19 protein-coding genes are annotated in these 17564 nt (G+C 72.3%); 15 read left to right on the top strand and 4 right to left on the bottom strand.

What is annotated here, in order from left to right; translation table 11 throughout:
* From lepB (JAN01S_RS00760) to JAN01S_RS00795, 8 genes are all read left to right on the top strand, one after another.
* Positions 1-647 (top strand): signal peptidase I (gene lepB / locus JAN01S_RS00760; protein ID WP_306305621.1); only part of this gene is annotated, 647 nt, incomplete at its 5' end.
* Positions 648-768: 121 nt separating this feature from the next.
* Positions 769-1590: a signal peptidase I gene (lepB, locus tag JAN01S_RS00765; protein WP_068312170.1), complete on the top strand. Its 822-nt coding sequence runs from the start codon at positions 769-771 to the stop codon at positions 1588-1590.
* Positions 1587-2366 carry a ribonuclease HII gene (gene rnhB, locus JAN01S_RS00770; RefSeq protein ID WP_068312173.1) on the top strand — a complete coding sequence of 260 codons (780 nt, stop codon included), beginning with the start codon at positions 1587-1589 and terminating at the stop codon, positions 2364-2366. The genes lepB (JAN01S_RS00765) and rnhB overlap by 4 nt, the downstream gene beginning before the upstream one ends.
* Positions 2363-2677 carry a DUF2469 domain-containing protein gene (locus JAN01S_RS00775; protein WP_068312176.1) on the top strand — a complete coding sequence of 105 codons (315 nt, stop codon included), beginning with the start codon at positions 2363-2365 and terminating at the stop codon, positions 2675-2677. Before rnhB ends, JAN01S_RS00775 begins: the two co-directional genes overlap by 4 nt.
* 153 nt (positions 2678-2830) lie before the next feature.
* Positions 2831-3217, top strand: coding sequence for a YraN family protein (locus JAN01S_RS00780; RefSeq protein ID WP_068312180.1), 387 nt, complete (start codon positions 2831-2833; stop codon positions 3215-3217).
* The gene (locus JAN01S_RS00785) at positions 3214-4749 is read left to right on the top strand and encodes a YifB family Mg chelatase-like AAA ATPase (protein ID WP_068312183.1); all 1536 of its coding nucleotides are present in this window, start codon (positions 3214-3216) and stop codon (positions 4747-4749) included. Before JAN01S_RS00780 ends, JAN01S_RS00785 begins: the two co-directional genes overlap by 4 nt.
* Positions 4746-5933 (top strand): DNA-processing protein DprA, encoded by a 1188-nt coding sequence (gene dprA / locus JAN01S_RS00790; protein ID WP_068312186.1) that lies wholly within the window; start codon positions 4746-4748, stop codon positions 5931-5933. The genes JAN01S_RS00785 and dprA overlap by 4 nt, the downstream gene beginning before the upstream one ends.
* 104 nt (positions 5934-6037) lie before the next feature.
* On the top strand, positions 6038-6982 hold the full coding sequence (locus JAN01S_RS00795) for a tyrosine recombinase XerC (RefSeq protein ID WP_068312189.1): 945 nt from the start codon (positions 6038-6040) through the stop codon (positions 6980-6982).
* Positions 6983-7061: 79 nt separating this feature from the next.
* Here the strand turns inward: JAN01S_RS00795 and JAN01S_RS00800 are convergent, their stop codons facing one another.
* Both JAN01S_RS00800 and JAN01S_RS00805 read right to left on the bottom strand, forming a co-directional pair.
* Positions 7062-7562, bottom strand: coding sequence for a murein hydrolase activator EnvC family protein (locus JAN01S_RS00800; protein WP_068312193.1), 501 nt, complete (start codon positions 7560-7562; stop codon positions 7062-7064).
* 87 nt (positions 7563-7649) lie between these two features.
* Positions 7650-8807 (bottom strand): pyridoxal phosphate-dependent aminotransferase, encoded by a 1158-nt coding sequence (locus tag JAN01S_RS00805; RefSeq protein ID WP_068312196.1) that lies wholly within the window; start codon positions 8805-8807, stop codon positions 7650-7652.
* Between the two features lie 222 nt (positions 8808-9029).
* Here JAN01S_RS00805 and rpsB point away from each other — a divergent pair, with 222 nt between their 5' ends.
* Positions 9030-9941 carry a 30S ribosomal protein S2 gene (gene rpsB / locus JAN01S_RS00810; RefSeq protein ID WP_068312199.1) on the top strand — a complete coding sequence of 304 codons (912 nt, stop codon included), beginning with the start codon at positions 9030-9032 and terminating at the stop codon, positions 9939-9941.
* A gap of 48 nt (positions 9942-9989) precedes the next feature.
* Positions 9990-10817: a translation elongation factor Ts gene (tsf, locus tag JAN01S_RS00815; protein ID WP_068312202.1), complete on the top strand. Its 828-nt coding sequence runs from the start codon at positions 9990-9992 to the stop codon at positions 10815-10817.
* 64 nt (positions 10818-10881) lie between these two features.
* On the opposite strand, the gene JAN01S_RS00820 is transcribed toward tsf, so the two are convergent.
* On the bottom strand, positions 10882-11457 hold the full coding sequence (locus JAN01S_RS00820; protein WP_068312205.1) for a TetR family transcriptional regulator: 576 nt from the start codon (positions 11455-11457) through the stop codon (positions 10882-10884).
* The gene (locus JAN01S_RS00825) at positions 11454-12947 is read right to left on the bottom strand and encodes a fatty acid desaturase (RefSeq protein WP_244884694.1); all 1494 of its coding nucleotides are present in this window, start codon (positions 12945-12947) and stop codon (positions 11454-11456) included. Before JAN01S_RS00825 ends, JAN01S_RS00820 begins: the two co-directional genes overlap by 4 nt.
* Positions 12948-13108: 161 nt before the next feature.
* Here JAN01S_RS00825 and pyrH point away from each other — a divergent pair, with 161 nt between their 5' ends.
* The 5 genes from pyrH to purU all read left to right on the top strand — a co-directional run bounded on the left by pyrH (position 13109) and on the right by purU (position 17486).
* On the top strand, positions 13109-13837 hold the full coding sequence (gene pyrH, locus JAN01S_RS00830) for a UMP kinase (protein WP_068312208.1): 729 nt from the start codon (positions 13109-13111) through the stop codon (positions 13835-13837).
* 76 nt (positions 13838-13913) lie between these two features.
* Positions 13914-14471: a ribosome recycling factor gene (gene frr / locus JAN01S_RS00835; RefSeq protein WP_068312211.1), complete on the top strand. Its 558-nt coding sequence runs from the start codon at positions 13914-13916 to the stop codon at positions 14469-14471.
* Between the two features lies 1 nt (position 14472).
* Positions 14473-15348: a phosphatidate cytidylyltransferase gene (locus JAN01S_RS00840; RefSeq protein WP_068312214.1), complete on the top strand. Its 876-nt coding sequence runs from the start codon at positions 14473-14475 to the stop codon at positions 15346-15348.
* A gap of 45 nt (positions 15349-15393) precedes the next feature.
* Positions 15394-16614: a 23S rRNA (adenine(2503)-C(2))-methyltransferase RlmN gene (gene rlmN, locus JAN01S_RS00845; protein ID WP_068312217.1), complete on the top strand. Its 1221-nt coding sequence runs from the start codon at positions 15394-15396 to the stop codon at positions 16612-16614.
* On the top strand, positions 16611-17486 hold the full coding sequence (purU, locus tag JAN01S_RS00850) for a formyltetrahydrofolate deformylase (protein WP_068312221.1): 876 nt from the start codon (positions 16611-16613) through the stop codon (positions 17484-17486). The genes rlmN and purU overlap by 4 nt, the downstream gene beginning before the upstream one ends.
* Positions 17487-17564 lie beyond the last annotated feature (78 nt).

A 17564-nucleotide genomic window follows, 5' to 3' on the forward strand; every position in this document is an offset into this window, starting at 1 on the left:
CCCCCGCCGCAGACGCGGCGGGGGTCGACGTGCGTCCGGCGCGTCGGTGGCTGCTGGAGATCGGTGTCGCGGTCCTGCTCGTCATGCTGCTGCGGATCTTCGTCATGGAGTCCTTCCACGTGCCGAGCGACTCGATGGCGCCGACGATCGAGCCCGGCGACCGGGTCGTCGTCACCAAGATCGGGGCAGCCGACATCGCGCGGGGTGACGTCATCGTCTTCGACGGCACGGACACCTTCGCGGTCGCCGACCGCACCCCCTTCGCCTCCGACGGGCTCATCGGCCGGATCCTCTCCGGGGCCGCTTCGACGCTCTCGATCCGGCTGGGGGAGCAGGACTTCCTCAAGCGGGTGGCCGGTGTCGGCGGTGACCACCTCACGTGCACGCCGGAGGGCGGGCTGGTCGTCAACGGGGACCAGGTCACCGAGCCGTGGCTGGAGCCGGGCACGGCGGCGTGTGACACCCCCTTCGACGTCGAGGTCCCGCAGGGGCGCCTGTTCGTCCTCGGCGACAACCGCAGCGACTCGGCCGACTCCCGCGCGCACTTGGGCGACCCCGGGGGCGGCATGGTCCCGGTTGAGGACGTCGTCGGTCACGTGTCGTGGCGCTACTGGCCGCTCGATCGCCTCGGTGGCCTCGAGCACTGAGCCGGTGTCGGCGCGCACACCGGCGCGCACACCGGCGCGCGGGTGACCACCACAGCGCCCGCCAGCATCCATACTGTCTGCAGGACGCCCGACCGGTCGGGCGCGTTAGAGGAAGAGACCCGTGGCACACGACCCTGATTCCGCGCACGCAGAGGCGCAGGACGCGCACGAGGAGCGTGCCCGGGAAGCACGGGTCCGTGACGAGCGGACCTTGGGAGCCCGCTTCGGGGCGGCCGTCCGCGAGGTCGTCGTCGTCCTCGCGATGGCGTTGACCCTCTCCTTCATCGTCAAGACCTTCCTCGTGCAGGCCTTCTTCATCCCGAGCGAGTCGATGCAGGACACCCTGCTCGTGGGGGACCGGGTCGTCGTCTCCAAGCTCACGCCGGGCCCCTTCGAGATCGAGCGCGGTGACATCGTCGTCTTCGAGGACCCGGGTGACTGGCTCAGCCCGACCCCGGAGGCCAACCACGGCGCGGTGCTCAACGGCGTGCGCGACGCCCTGATGTTCGTCGGCCTGCTGCCCGACACCTCCGAGGGCCACCTCATCAAGCGGGTCATCGGGCTGCCCGGTGACCACGTCCAGTGCTGCGACGCCGAGGGCCGCCTCCTCGTCAACGGCGAGCCGGTCGACGAGAGTGCCTACCTCAAGCCGGGCGTGACGGCGAGCGACATGGAGTTCGACATCACCGTCCCGGCAGGCCGCATGTGGGTCATGGGCGACAACCGCAGCGACTCCTCCGACTCGCGCTACCACGACCCGAGCGGCGACGGGCAGGACGGCTCGGTGCCCCTCGACCTGGTCGTCGGCAAGGCCGTGGCCACCGTCTGGCCCTTCGACCGGATGTCCGGACTCTCCGGCCACTCCGACGTCTTCACCGAGGTCCCCGACGCGGGCAGCAACCGCTCGCTCGGCCCGCCGTCGCGCGAGCCACACACGTCGTGAGTCCCGCCCGCCGTCCGGCCCGCCCGGGTCGCCCCAGCTTGCGCGTCGAGCGCGAGTTGCAGCGCGCCGGGCACCGGGTGCTCGCGGGCATGGACGAGGTCGGCCGCGGCGCACTGGCCGGTCCGGTGAGCGTCGGGGTCGTCGTCATCGACGAGACCTGCCGCACCGCCCCCGCGGGCGTGCGCGACTCCAAGTTGCTGACGCCCGCGGCCCGCGAGGCGATGGTGCCGCGGCTGCGGCGGTGGGCGCTGGCCCACGCGGTCGGCCACGCCCTGCCCGCCGAGATCGACGAGATCGGGATCATCGCCGCCCTTCGCCTGGCGGGCACGCGCGCACTCGCCCAGCTCGACGTCGTCCCCGATCTCGTCCTGCTCGACGGCAACCACGACTGGCTGACCGACCCCGGGGAGGTCGGCCTCTTCGCCGAGCTCGGCGGCGGGGCGAGCACCCCTGCCGTGCGCACGATGATCAAGGCCGACATGCGGTGCAGCAGCGTCGCGGCCGCGAGCGTGCTGGCCAAGGTCGAGCGCGACCGGCGCATGGTCGAGCTCTCGAGCACGCACCCCCACTACGCGTGGGAGGACAACAAGGGCTACTCGGCGAGCGCCCACCTCGACGCCCTGCGGCTGCACGGCCCGTGCGTCGAGCACCGGCGCTCGTGGTCGCTGCCGGGGGTGGGCGCCGACGGCGCGCCCGCCGTGGGCGATGATGGTCGAGGACCGGGTGAGGAGCGTGGCCTCCTCGCCGGCACGGTGAGCGAAGGGAGGCCCCGGTGAGCTCGGAGGACCTGGAGAAGTACGAGACCGAGATGGAGCTGGCGCTCTACCGGGAGTACCGCGACGTCGTCCACCTCTTCAGCCACGTCGTCGAGACCGAGCGGCGCTTCTACCTGGCCAACAGCGTGGACGTCACGGTGCGGGGCGAGGGGGCAGAGGTCTACTTCGAGGTGACGATGCAGGACGCGTGGGTGTGGGACATCTACCGTCCCGCGCGCTTCGCCAAGCAGGTGCGGGTCGTCACCTTCAAGGACGTCAACGTCGAGGAGCTGGCGAAGTCCGAGCTGGAGATGCCGGACAGCGGCTTCTAGCCTCCACGACGTGCGGGTCCTGGTCCGTCCACGACCACTGGAGCGTGCTCCGTCCACATCCGGCCTGGGCGCTCGCCACTCGTCCACAGACCCGGCGCAGGTCTGCTCGCCGCCCGACCGGCCCCGTTGACTGGGTGCCGGAGGTGGTCACCGATGACCCGGACGAGGACGGACGAGCAGGGGCACACGCGGGCCGGCGTGGGAGCGGAGGGTGAGGCCTTCGCCGAGCAGTACCTGGTCGCGCGGGGGATGCAGGTGCTCGCGCGCAACTGGCGGTGCAGCACGGGCGAGATCGACCTCGTCCTGCGCGACGGCGACGAGATCGTCGTCTGCGAGGTCAAGACGCGGCGCAGCCGCGCCTTCGGCGAACCGATCGAGGCGATCACCCGGGCCAAGCTGCGGCGGCTGCGCCGGCTGGCCGGGCGATGGCTCGCCGAGCACGAGGTCTCGGCGCGAGGAGTGCGCATCGACATCGTCGCGCTGCACCGTGACCACGCGGACACCTACGCCGTGGAGCACGTGGCGGGGGTGGGGCAGTGAGCGTCGGCGTGACCCGTGGGGTCGCCCTGCGCGGCATCGCCGGACACCTCGTCGACATCGAGTGTCACGTGGGCCGGGGGCTGCCGGCCTTCGACATCAGCGGTCTGCCCGACACCGCGCTGCGCCAGGCGCCGCAGAGGGTGAGGGCGGCGTGCCTCTCGGCCGACGTCTCGCTCAACTCCCGCCAGCTGACCTTCAATCTCTCGCCGGCTTCGATCCCCAAGCACGGCACCGGCTTCGACCTCGGCATCGCCGTGGCGGCGCTCGCGGCCTGCGGTGAGCTGCCCGTGGGCGCCGTCCGAGGCATCGCGCACCTGGCCGAGCTCGGACTCGACGGCCGACTCCGGCACGTCGCCGGCGTCCTGCCCGCGGTGCTCGCCGCGCAGCGGTCCGGGTGCGCGCACGTCGTCGTCGCCCCCGAGGACGTCGTCGAGGCCCGACTCGTCGACGGGGTGCGGGTCTCGACCGCCACCAGCCTCCACGGGCTCGTCAAGGCATACCGCGGCGCACCGCGCGGCCTGCTGCCCGAGGCCCCCGAGACGTCAGCGGCCCCGGTCCCTGCGGACGGGCGGCGCGTGGACCTCGCGGACGTGTCCGGCCAGCACGAGGCGCGGGCGGCCCTGATGCTGGCCGCTGCCGGCGGGCACCACCTCCTGCTCAACGGCCCACCCGGATCGGGCAAGACGATGCTCGCCGAGCGGCTCGTGACGATCCTGCCGCCGCTGACGCGCGAGCAGGCCCTCGAGACGCTGGCCGTCCGCTCCCTCGTGGGGTCGATGCCGAGCCAGGGGATCGACCTGGTACCCCCCTTCGTCGCGCCGCACCACTCGGCGAGCGTCGCGGCGCTCGTCGGGGGTGGCAGCGGGGCGGTCCTGCCCGGGGCGGTCTCCCAGGCCCACCACGGCGTGCTGTTCCTCGACGAGGCCGCCGAGTTCGGCGGTGCGGTCCTGCAGGCGCTGCGCCAGCCGCTGGAGTCGGGTCAGGTGGTCGTCGCCCGCGCCCGCGAGCAGGTGGCCTACCCCGCCCGGGTGCAGCTCGTGCTCGCCGCCAACCCCTGCCCGTGCGGCGAGGGCCACGGCAAGGGGCTGCTCTGCCGGTGTCGCCCCACCGAGCGGCGGGCCTATGCCGCCCGGCTCAGCGGACCCCTGCTCGACCGGGTCGACATCCAGGTCCAGGTGCCCAAGGTCAGCCTGGCCGACCTGCACGAGGCACCGTCGGACTCCAGCGCCGACGTCGCCGAGCGGGTGGTGTCCGCCCGGGCCTCGCAGCGCCGACGGTGGGAGATGCAGGGTTGGCAGCTCAACAGCCAGGTGCCCGGGCCGGTGCTGCGGCGCACACCGTGGCGGCTGCCGTCATCCACCACGGCGGCGCTCGACCGCGCCCTGGACCTCGGGCAGGTCACCCTGCGTGGCTACGACCGTGTCCTGCGGTTGGCCTGGACGAGCGCCGACCTCAACGGCCGGGGCACGCCGAGCGCCACCGATGTGGGGCTGGCCCTGATGTACCGCACCCAGGGCGCGGTGGCGGCATGAGCGGGAGCCAGCCGACCCTCGCCGAGGCAGCCCGCGCCCACGCCCAGGTCGGCACCGACGAGAGACGAGCCCGCATCGCCTGGTCCCGCGTGCTGGAAAATCGTCGCGAGCGGGCCAGCGACTCGCCGCTCCACCTGCTCTCGGAGGTCTTCGCCGTCGGCCACGTCGAGGCCTGGCACCGGCTCGTCGACGGCGACCTGCCCCGCAGCGCCAGCGCCCGCGCCCACGTCGCGGGAGTCGACGTCGACGCGGAGCTCGACCGGGTCACCCGGGTGGGGGCACGGGTGGTCATCCCCGGCGATGCCGACTGGCCCACGACGCTGTCCGTGCCCGGCATCGAGCCGCACCTGCTGCACGTGCGCGGCCAGGGGAGCTTGACGGACCTGGCCCAGCAGTCCGTCGCCGTCGTCGGCTCGCGGGCGAGCACCGGGTACGGCGAGGCCATCGCGCGGGAGCTTGGCGCCGGGCTGGCGAGTCGGGGCTGGAGCGTGGTCTCGGGCGCTGCCTTCGGCATCGACGCGGCCGCGCACCAGGGCGCGCTCGCGGTGCAGGGGCCGGTCGTCGCCGTCCTGCCGTGCGGTCCCGACCGCGTGTACCCGGAGGGCAACCGTCGGCTCGTCGACGCGGTCGCCGAGGCCGGTGTCGTCATCACCGAGCTGGCGACCGGCACGGTGGCCATGCGCCACCGGTTCCTCGCGCGAAACCGCCTCATCGCTGCCCTGTCGATGGCGACGGTCGTCGTCGAGGCCGGGCTGCGCTCCGGCTCCCTCAACACCGCCGGCTGGGCCGAGATGCTCGGTCGACCGATCGGGGCCGTCCCGGGGCCCGTGACCCAGATGTCGTCGGCGGGCTGCCACGAGTGGATCCAGAAGGGGCGGGCCTCGCTCGTCATCGACACCGCCGAGGTCCTCGCCCTCGCCGCGCGCGTCGGTGACGCGACCGACCTGCCCGTCGAGCAGCTCGGGCCGGCCCGGGAGCTGGACGCGATGACGCCGGGCCAGCGACGCATCCACGACCTGCTGCGAGTCCGCGTGGGACGCACGACGGGCGCGGTGGCCCACGAGCTCGTCCTCCCGGTGGAGGAGGTCCTCGCCGAGCTGTCCGTGATGTCGCTGGAGGGGTGGGCCGAGCAGGACGACGACGGCGCCTGGCGGCGGTGCGCGAGGGCCTCGCAGGCCGGATGAAGAACCCTCATGCGACCCTCATACGCCCTGCGTCGAGCGGCTCGCCGCCACCCTGGCGGCCTGAGGTCCGCCGGGCGGACGCGCCACCGTGGCACGGTGGTCGGGTGAGCGCCGACCGTGACCGCCAGCCGTCACCGCCCCCACGCTGGACGGCGGAGTGCGTCGACGACTTCGTCGCCCACCTCGAGCGAGAGCGGGACCGGTCCGAGCACACGATCCGCGCCTACTCCGGTGACGTGCGGGCCTGTCTGGCATGGTGCGCCGCCGAGGGGTGCGACGACCTCACCGAGGTCTCCCTGTCACTGCTGCGCGCGTGGCTGGGGAGTCTCGCCGCCGACGGGGCGGCCCGGGCCACGCTCTCGCGGCGCTCGGCCGCCATCAGGTCCTTCTTCGCCTGGGCGCGCCGCACCGGTCGGGTCGAGGTCGACCCGGCCCTCCGCCTGGCCTCGCCCAAGCGGCAGCGGACCCTGCCCGAGGTCCTCAGCAGGGAGAGCGCGGCCGGCGTGCTCGACGTGGCCGCGGTCGCGGCGGACGACGACGACCCCGTGCACCTGCGCAACCGGGCGGTCCTCGAGCTGCTCTATGCCACCGGCATCCGCGTCGGCGAGCTCACCGGCCTCGACGTCGACGACGTCGACCGCGCCCGCCGGGTCGTGCGCGTCCTCGGCAAGGGGCGCAAGGAGCGCGTCGTGCCCTACGGAGCGCCGGCCGACCAGGCCCTGGGGGAGTGGCTCGAGCGAGGTCGCCCACGCCTGGCCGCCGAGGCCTCCGGTGCGGCCCTCTTCCTCGGGCGCCGTGGCCGGCGGGTCGACCCGCGGCAGGTGCGCGATGTCGTCCACGCCCTCCTCGCCCACGTCCCCGACGCGCCAGACGTCGGTCCGCACGGTCTGCGGCACTCGGCGGCGACCCACCTGCTCGAGGGCGGAGCCGACCTGCGGATGGTCCAGGAGTTGCTCGGCCACTCCTCCCTGGCGACGACGCAGATCTACACCCATGTCTCCCTCGACCGGCTGCGTCGCAGCTACGAGCAGGCCCACCCCCGCGCCTGAGCCCACGCACGCCCCCTTCGTCGGTCGAGGTGTGGCCGGGCCGACCCGTCGGCGTGTCCCACCTCGACCCGGGCGTCGCTCACGGCAAGGGCAGCAGCACGACCCGCCGCGCCCCGAAGAACCCGAGCGGGTCCAGATAGGTCGGTCCTCGCTTGGCGCCCAGGTGCAGGCAGGCCGCGGGAGCGCAGTGACCGGGCTCGTCGCCCACCCGACCGATGATCTCGCCGCGTCGGACCCGGTCACCGACGCGGACCGCGGAGTCGACCGGCTCGTAGGTGCTGCGCACCCGGCTCGCGTGCGTGACCGTGACCGTGCCCCGGCCGGCGATCCGGCCACGGTGGGTGACCTCACCGGCATCGACCGCCCGGACCGGCTCACCCCGCGCCGTCCCGAGGTCGATGCCCCGGTGGCCGGGTCCCCACTGCTCCTCCGGCGCGTCGAAGGGGGCGACGAGCGGAGGCCGCGTCCCGTCACCGACCGGCCAGGTCCAGCGAACGGACGCAGCGGGCGGCGCGGTGGCCGATGGTGGGGCGAGGACGGAGCCCGCGACGAACAGGGCCAGGAGAGAGGTGGGCGTCATGCCCGCCAGCGTCGCCCCCTTCGTCCTGCCCGAGACGGGGCCCGACGTGACTGTGGACGTCGCCCGCGGCCAGTCTCCGGCTGTGGATCAGGCGGTGAGGACGGCGAGCCGCCGGCACGCCTCCTCGAGCACCGGCGCCTGCTTGCAGAACGCGAAGCGCACGAGCGAGGCCGTCGCCGTGGGGTCGTCGCAGAAGACGGAGACCGGCACGGCCGCCACGCCAGCGTCTGCGGGCAGGCGCAGGCACCACTGCACGGCGTCGTCCACCCCGAGCGCGGCGGCGTCGGCGATGACGAAGTAGGTGCCCTGCGACGGACGCACCTCCAGCCCCGCGTCCCGCAGCCCGTCGACGAGGAGGTCGTGGCGGTCCCGCAGCGAGTCGCGCAGCTCGTCGAGGGGTGCCGGGCCGAGGTCGAGCGCCCGGGCCACCGCGTGCTGCAAGGGGGAGGCGGTGGTGAAGGTCAGGTACTGGTGGACCGCGCGGGCGGCGCGCACGAGGGGAGCCGGACCGGTGAGCCAGCCGACCTTCCACCCCGTCACGGAGAAGAACTTGCCCGCAGACCCGACGGTCAGCGTGCGCTCCCACATGCCGGGCAGCGTCGCGATCGGCACGTGCGGCACGCCGAAGGTCAGGTGCTCGTAGACCTCGTCGCTCAGCACCCAGGCGTCGTGACGCCGCGCGAGGTCGGCGACGAGCGCGAGCTCATCCGGGGTGAAGACCTTGCCCGTCGGGTTGTGAGGGCTGTTGACCACGACGACCCGGGTCCGGTCGGAGAAGGCCGCCGCCAGCTGCTGCGGGTCGAGGGAGAGGTCGGGGAAGCGCAGCGGCACCGTGCGCCGCACCCCGCCCGCCAGCGCGATGACGGCTGCATAGCTGTCGTACGAGGGCTCGATGACGACGACCTCGTCGCCCGGCGTGACGAGACCGAGCACGGCGGCCGCGATCGCCTCGGTCGCGCCGGAGGTCACGAGCACCTCGTCGGCCGGATCGGGGCGAAGGGAGTGGTGCCGGGCCTGGTGGGCCGCGATGGCCTCGCGCAGGGCCGGGATGCCCGCCGTCGGCGGGTACTGGTTGTGGCCTGCGTCGATCGCGTCACGAGCCGCCTCGAGCACCTCGGCGGGCCCGTCCGTGTCGGGGAAGCCCTGTCCGAGGTTGATCGCGCCGTGCTCGAGCGCGAGGGCGGACATCGTCGCGAAGATCGTCTCCGCGTGGGGCTGCATCCGGCTCACGAGGGGGTCGCTCATGGTCCCGACCCTAGGAGGTCGCGCCGATTTCCTCCCTTCGCCCCCGCTGCGTAGGATGACGGGCACATCCAGTGTGTCTGGATGAATTCGCGTGTTCCTCCACCGGGTGACGAGATCCCTCCGAATCCGGGGCACACCACGGCAGTCCCGACCTCACGGCCGGGCGGGGTGGGCCGGAGCACCAGGAGACAACTGACAACCCTTCGACGAGAGGACTTCGGCATGGCCGTCGTCACCATGCGCCAGCTCCTGGAGAGCGGCGTCCACTTCGGGCACCAGACCCGTCGCTGGAACCCCAAGATGAAGCGCTTCATCATGACCGAGCGCAACGGCATCTACATCATCGACCTGCAGCAGTCGCTGACCTACATCAACGACGCCTACGAGTTCGTCAAGCAGACCGTGTCCCACGGCGGCACGATCCTCTTCGTCGGCACGAAGAAGCAGGCCCAGGAGCCCATCGCCGAGCAGGCGACGCGCGTCGGGATGCCCTACGTCAACCACCGCTGGCTCGGTGGCATGCTCACCAACTTCCAGACGATCTCCAAGCGCCTCACGCGCCTGAAGGAGCTCGAGGAGATCGACTTCGACACGGTGGCCGGCTCCGGCTACACCAAGAAGGAGCTGCTCATCCTTCGCCGTGAGAAGGACAAGCTCGACAAGACCCTCGGTGGCATCCGCAACATGACCAAGGTGCCCTCCGCGGTCTGGATCGTCGACACCAAGAAGGAGCACCTCGCGGTCGACGAGGCCCGCAAGCTCGGCCTCCCGGTCATCGCGATCCTCGACACCAACTGCGACCCCGACGAGGTCGACTACAAGATCCCCGGCAACGACGACGCGATCCGCTCCGTCACGCTGCTGACCCGCGTCGTCGCCGACGCGGTGGCCGACGGCCTCATGGCCCGTGGTGGCGGCAACGCCTCCGCCGGTGCCTCCACCGAGGCCGAGCCGATGGCCGAGTGGGAGCGCGAGCTCCTGGCCGGTGAGGGCGAGGCCGCTGCGGCGACCGAGACCGCCGCTCCGGCCGCCACCGAGGCGCCCGCCGAGGCTGCGACCGAGGCCCCCGCCGCCGAGGCCGCGACCGGGGCTCCCGCCGCGGACGCGACGGCCGAGGCGACCCCCGAGGCCTGAGCACCACCTCACCGACCATCGTCACCACGAAGGAGAGCGGACACACACATGGCGAACTACACCGCCGCTGACATCAAGGAGCTGCGCGAGCGCACCGGCGCCGGCATGCTCGACGTGAAGAAGGCGCTGGACGAGGCCGAGGGCGACAAGGCCAAGGCCCAGGAGCTGCTGCGCATCAAGGGCCTCAAGGGCGTCACCAAGCGCGAGGGCCGCACCACCTCCAACGGTCTGGTCGTCGCCCAGGCCGAGGACGGCGTCGGCACCCTCGTCGAGGTCCTCTGCGAGACCGACTTCGTCGCCAAGGGCGAGAAGTTCGGCGCCCTCGCCGACGAGGTCCTCGCCGCGGCCGTGGCGGCCAAGGCCACCGACGCGGACAGCCTGCTGGCTGCCCCCACCGGTGACAAGACCGTCAAGGACCTGCTCGACGACGCCAACGCGACGATCGGCGAGAAGATCGAGGTCAAGCGGGTCGCCCGCATCGAGGCCCCCCAGGTCTCGGCCTACCTGCACAAGACCAGCCCCGACCTGCCCGCGCAGATCGGTGTCCTCCTGGGCACCGAGGGTGGGGACGCCCAGGTGGCGCGTGACGTCGCGATGCACATCGCCGCGTTCAGCCCCAACGTCCTCACCCGCGACGAGCTCGACGCCGACGTCGTCGCCAACGAGCGTCGCATCGCCGAGGAGACGGCCAAGGAGGAGGGCAAGCCCGAGGCTGCCCTGCCCAAGATCGTCGAGGGTCGGGTCAACGGCTTCTTCAAGGAGAACGTCCTGCTCGACCAGCCCTTCGCCAAGGACTCCAAGAAGTCCGTCGGCAAGGTCCTCGAGGAGGCCGGCGCCAGCGCGACCCAGTTCGCGCGCTTCCGCGTCGGGTCCTGACGACCGACCTCCCACGCGGAGGTCTGACGGGGGCGTCGCACCACACGGTGCGACGCCCCCTTCGTCATGTCCGGGGCAGTGCCTCCAGGACCGTGCGGACCATCCACGCGAGGTGCTCGGCGACCTCGTGGGGCGCGCCGGTCGGGTGCATGACCTGGGAGAGGGCGACGCGCACGATGACCTCGATCGTCGCGTCGATGCGGGCCTGCGGCAACGGCAGGGCGAAGGGGGCGACGAGCCCCCTGACCGTCGCGGTCGCCAGCTCGAGCAGGTGCTCGGGCCGCGTCGTGAGCAGCGGCAGCAGCTCCGTGTCGGCGCCGTGGGCGGCGCCGACGACCCCGCGCACGAGCGCGCTCTCCTCGGACCGGATGAGCACGCGGGTGATCGAGCGCTCGATGGCCGTGGGCACGTCCGGCGCGCCGTCGAAGCCGGTGATCACCTCGGCGAGGAATCCCTCGACCTCGCGGATGACCAGCGCCTCGGCGAGCTCGGCCTTGGTGCCGATCTCGGTGTGCACGGTCTGCCGGCTCACGCCGACGGCCGAGGCGACCTTGCCCATCGACACCGCGGCCCAGCCGCCGCCGATCGTGATGCCGGCCGTGGCGTCGAGGATCCGCTCGCGCAGCAGCGACGTGCTCATACCGACTCGAGCACGAAGTCGAGCTTGTCGCGCACGCCGCAGTCCGGGCAGGCGAAGTCGACGGGCACCTCCGACCACGCAGTGCCTGCGGCGAAGCCCTCGTGCTCGTCGCCGGCGGCCACGACGTAGCGGTAGCCGCACCCCGGGCAGGTCGCGGTCGTGACGTCGTCGGGTGCGGTGAGGACGAGTTCGTCGGCGAGAGGTGCGCCCGCCGTCGCGGCACCGGCGGCAAGGATCCGCTCGCGCTTGCGCGGGTCGATGTTGGCCCGGGACAGGTCGCCGTCGTAGTGCGCCGCGACCCGCGGGTCCATGACGCGCCGCCACAGGGGCGGCAGGAGCGCCAGCACGATCATCCCGGCGTACCCCGTCGGCAGGACGGGCGCGGACTCGTGGTCGCGCAGCGCCTGGTAGCGGCGGGTGGGGTTGGCGTGGTGGTCGCTGTGCCGCTGCAGGTGGTAGAGGAAGACATTGGTCGCGATGTTGTTGGAGTTCCACGAGTGGCTCTGCAGGACGCGCTCGTAGCGCTCGACCTCGCCGTGGTGGACCTTCGTCCGGCGCATGCCGTAGTGCTCGAGGTAGTTGACGACCTCGAGCAGGCTCAGGCCGATGAACCCCTGCAGGAGCAGGTAGGGGAGGACCCCGATGCCGAGCCAGAGGACGAGCGCCCCCCACAGCACGAGCGTCATGGCCCACGCGTTGAGCACGTCGTTGCCGGGGTGGAGCACCGGCTTGCCACGGCGACGGAGGCGGGTGGCCTCGAGCCGCCACGCGCTGCGCAGCGAGCCCACGACGGTGCGCGGCCAGAACGCGTAGAAGCTCTCCCCGAGGCGCGAGCTCGCCGGGTCCTCCGGCGTCGCGACGCGCACGTGGTGGCCCCGGTTGTGCTCGATGAAGAAGTGCCCGTACCCGCTCTGCGCGAGGGCCACCTTGGACAGCCACCGCTCGTGCTTGGGTCGATTGTGGCCCAGCTCGTGGGCGGTGTTGATCGCGATCCCGCCGATGCACCCGATGGAGATCGCCGCACCGATGCGCTCGGCCGTCGTCAGTTCGAAGGGGGCGCCCAGGGCCCCGGGGAGGGCGTCCAGCCACGAGGTCGACCCGAGGGCCCCGGCGATGGCCGGCAGCGGGTTGCCGCGGGCGATGAGGTACATCGCGGCGACGAAGCCGAGGTACTGGATGGGGATGTAGGCGTAGACGATCCACCGGTAGTACGGGTCGGCCTCCAGGGCCTTGACCGCCTCCTCCGGCGGGTTGGTGCGGTCCCGGCCCACGACGAGGTCGATCGCGGGGATGACGCCGAGGATGATGATCGGCCCGAGCCACAGCCACCAGGACCACCCGGTGACCGCGTGCCCGAGGTAGCCGACGAAGGCGAGCGACGGGACCACCAGCCCGATGAGCCACAGGTAGCGCTTGCCGTCGCGCCAGGCCGCCGCCGGGGGTGGGGGTGCCGCTGTCGCCATGACGTGCTCCTCGTCGTCGAGGGCCACCCGCGATCCGGGGGCTGGTGCGGACGACCGTATCGAGACACCGGTCACTTGACAATAGGTGACCAGATGTCAAGTGACGCCCGGGTGACCCGGAGGGTCATCGCAGGGGTGCGACCTGTGGAAGGATCGGGCGAACCCGCACGCGACCCAGGGAGCACCACGTGACCGACCAGACCACCCCCCAGGCCGACCGCAGGGTCCTCCTCAAGCTCTCCGGCGAAGCCTTCGGCGGCGGCAAGGTCGGCCTGAGCCCCGACGTCGTGCGCGGCATCGCCGAGCAGATCGGCGCGGCGGTCCGCGAGGGCGTCCAGGTCGCCATCGTCGTCGGTGGTGGCAACTTCTTCCGCGGGGCCCAGCTGCAGGAGCAGGGCATGGACCGCAGCCGCGCGGACTACATGGGCATGCTCGGCACGGTCATGAACTGCCTTGCGCTGCAGGACTTCCTCGAGCACACCGGGGTCGACACCCGTGTGCAGACGGCCATCACGATGGGCCAGGTCGCCGAGCCGTACATCCCGCGCAAGGCCATCCGCCACCTCGAGAAGGGACGCGTGGTCATCTTCGGCGCGGGCGCCGGCATGCCCTTCTTCTCCACCGACACGGTGAGCGCCCAGCGCGCCCTGGAGATCAAGTGCGACGAGGTGCTCATCGCCAAGAACGGCGTGGACGGCGTCTACGACTCCGACCCGCGGACCAACCCCGACGCCCAGCGGCTGGAGCGGGTCACCTACGAGGAGGCCCTGCAGCGCAACCTCAAGGTCGTCGACGCCGCCGCCTTCAGCCTGTGCCGCGAGAACCACCTGCCGATGGTCGTCTTCGGCATGGAGGGGGAGGGCAACGTCACCCGCGCCCTGCTCGGCGAGTCCATCGGCACCGTCGTGCACGCCTGAGTGAGAGACTGACCGCAGACCATCCGCGGCCCAGCCGCGCGCGAGGCCGACACGGCCGGACAAGGAGACCACGCACATGATCGAGGACGCACTGCTCGAGGCCGAGGACAAGATGGACAAGGCCGTCGAGGTGGCCAAGGACAACTTCGCCGGCATCCGCACCGGGCGCGTCAACCCGGGCCTGTTCAGCAAGGTCACCGTGGACTACTACGGTTCGCCGACCCCGCTGCAGCAGCTCGCCTCCTTCCAGACCCCCGAGGCGCGCACCCTGCTGATCAGCCCCTTCGACAAGTCCTCGCTCACGGCCATCGAGGCCGCGCTGCGCGACTCGGACCTGGGCGCCAACCCCAGCAACGACGGCAGCGTCATCCGCGTGACCATGCCCGAGCTGACCGCCGAGCGCCGCAAGGAGTACATCAAGCTGGCGCACTCGCAGGGCGAGGACGCCAAGGTCTCCATCCGGCACGTGCGCCGGGCGGCCAAGGACACGATCGACAAGCTCGTCAAGGACGGCGAGGTCGGCGAGGACGAGGGCACCCGCGGGGAGAAGGAGCTCGACGTGCTGACGAAGAAGTACACCGACACGGTCGACTCGCTCCTGAAGGCCAAGGAAGCAGAGCTCTCCGAGGTCTGATGTGACCGCACCCGAGCCCGAGACCCGGCGCGCGATCAGGGCCGCGACACCGGCACCCGCGGGGCCCTCGAGCCGGGCGGGCCGCAACCTGCCCGTCGCGATCGCCTCCGGCGTGACCCTGGGGGCGTTGGCGGCCGGGACGCTCATCATCCACCCGGTGGCCTTCGTCGCCGTCATCTGCCTCGCGATGGTCGTCGCGGTCTGGGAGATGCGTCAGGCCCTGTCCGAAGGGGGCTTGTTCGCCCCCTTCGCCCCCGTCGCCATCGGTGCGGTGAGCATGATCGTCGCGGCCTACGTCCGCGGTGCCGAGGCGCTCGTCTTCGCCTGTGCCCTCACCCTCGTCGCGACCCTGGTCTGGCGCGTGGCCGACGGGATGACCGGGGCGCTGCGCGATGTCGGGGCGGGGGCCCTCATCCTGCTCTACCCGTGCCTGCTCGCCGGCTTCGCGGCGATGATGCTCGCGGAGCCGCAGGGCCAGTGGCGCATCTTCGTCTTCATCATCGTCACCGTCTTCTCCGACATCGGCGGCTATGCCTTCGGTGTCCTCTTCGGCAAGCACCCGATGGCGCCGCGGTTGTCGCCGAAGAAGTCCTGGGAGGGCTTCGCCGGCTCCGTCTTCGCCTGCGCGGTCGTCGGGGCGATCACCATCCCGCTGACGCTGGACGGTCCGTGGTGGCAGGGCGCGCTCTTCGGCGCGCTCGTGGCGCCGACCGCGACGATCGGCGACCTCATCGAGTCCAGCCTCAAGCGCAACCTCGGCATCAAAGACATGTCCAACATCATCCCGGGCCACGGCGGCCTGATGGACCGGCTGGACTCGCTCGTGCTCGTCGTGCCGCTCGCGTGGTTCGCGCTGCGGCTCATCGCTCCGCACTGACCACACCTTGGGGGAGCCTGCTCCTGAACTGAGACACTGGGGGCGATGACCGACCTGCCCACGCCCTCGACCACCCGCCCGGTGCCCGGCCAGTTGACGATGACCGCGCCCCGGCGGGGCAAGCCGCCGCGCCATCTCGCCGACCTCGACCTCGCCGGTCGGGTCGAGTGGGCCAAGGAGCTCGGCCTGCCGGGATTCCGCGCCAAGCAGCTGTCGACGCACTACTTCACCCACCACACCGACGACCCGGAGCGGATGTCGGACCTGCCCAAGGCGGCCCGCGAGGAGCTCGTCACCGCGATGCTGCCGCGGCTGCTCACGCCCGTGCGCACCATCTCCGCGGACCAGGGCGCGACGCTGAAGTCGGTGTGGCGCCTGCACGACGGCGCCCTCGTCGAGTCGGTCCTCATGCGCTACCCGCGCCGCGCGACGATCTGCATCTCGAGCCAGGCCGGTTGTGGGATGAACTGCCCCTTCTGCGCCACCGGGCAGGAGGGCCTGACCCGCAACATGTCGACGGCCGAGATCGTCGACCAGGTGGTTGCCGCCAACCGCCTGCTCGCTGACGCGGGCGACCTGCGGCTCGACGGCGAGAGCGGCGTCGCCCTCGGAGCCGAGGCCGATGACGAAGGGGAGTCCCTCCCTTCGTCCGCCGGTCGCCGGGTGACCAATGTCGTCTTCATGGGGATGGGCGAGGCACTGGCCAACTACAAGGCGGCCATCGGCGCCATCCGGCGGATGGTCGACCCCTCGCCGGAGGGGCTCGGCATGAGCGCCCGCGGCATCACGATGTCGTCCGTCGGTCTGGTCACCGGCATCGACCGGCTCACCGAGGAGGGCATCCCGGTGACGCTCGCGCTGTCGCTGCACGCGCCGGACGACGAGCTGCGCGACGAGCTCGTGCCGATCAACACCCGCTTCAAGGTCGACGAGGCGATCGACGCCGCGCACCGCTACTACCTGCGCACCGGACGCCGGGTGAGCATCGAGTACGCCCTCATCCGGGACATCAACGACCAGGCCTGGCGCGCGGACCTGCTCGGCAAGAAGCTCACCGAACGCGGCAAGGGCTGGGTGCACGTCAACCCGATCCCGCTCAACCCGACACCCGGGTCGAAGTGGACCGCGTCGCGGCGCGGCGTGGAGCAGCAGTTCGTCGAGCGGCTGCGCGCCCACGGCATCCCGACGACGGTCCGTGACACCCGCGGCAGCGACATCGACGGGGCCTGCGGGCAGCTCGCGGCGGCCACCTCGGGCGCAGCATGAGCGGGTCCCTCGTCAGCGGCCTCGGCCGCGAGATCGTCCTGACCCTCAACGGCCCGGACCGGCTCGGCATCGTGCACGCGGTGACCGGCGCGATGGCCGGCCTGGGGCTGAACATCCTCGACAGCCAGCAGTTCGGTGACCCGACGACGGGGGAGTTCCACCTGCGGATGCACCTGCAGGGAGAGGGCGACCTGGACGCCGAGCGCCTCGAGGTCGAGCGGGCCCGGCTGGCGGACGAGCTGGGCGCCGACGTCGACATCCACGACCCGCTGCAGCCGCACCGGCTGCTCGTCATGGTCAGCCGTCAGGGCCACGTGCTCAACGACCTGCTCTTCCGGGTGCGCACCGGCCAGCTCAACGTCGTCGTGCCCGCGGTCGTCTCCAACCACGAGGACTTCCGCGCCGAGGTCGAGTGGCACGGCATCCCCTTCCACCACGTCCCGGTGACGCCGGGGACCAAGCCGCAGGCCGAGGCGCGGCTGCGCGAGATCATCGCGGCCGAGCGGGTCGAGACGGTCGCGCTCGCGCGGTACATGCAGGTGCTGTCCGAGGACCTGTGCGCCGACTTCCCCGGCCGGGTCATCAACATCCACCACTCCCTGCTGCCCTCCTTCAAGGGCGCGCGCCCGTACTCGCAGGCGCACGACCGCGGGGTCAAGGTCATCGGGGCGACCGCGCACTACGTCACCTCGGACCTGGACGAGGGCCCGATCATCGAGCAGGACTTCCGCCGGGTCGACCACCGGATGAGCCCGGCCCAGCTGGCCGCCACCGGCGCCGAGCTCGAGGCGATGGCCTTCGCCCGCGCCCTGCGCTGGCACGTCGAGCGCAGGGTCGTCCTGCGCGGGCGGCGCACGATCGTCTTCGACTAGGCGGGCGCTCGCTCCACACCACCCGTGGCCATACAAACTGTGGCTGGCTACAGCTTCGATGGTCAGCCACAGCACGTG

The organism is Janibacter anophelis NBRC 107843, assembly GCF_001570945.1.
GTDB classification, from domain to species: domain Bacteria; phylum Actinomycetota; class Actinomycetes; order Actinomycetales; family Dermatophilaceae; genus Janibacter; species Janibacter anophelis.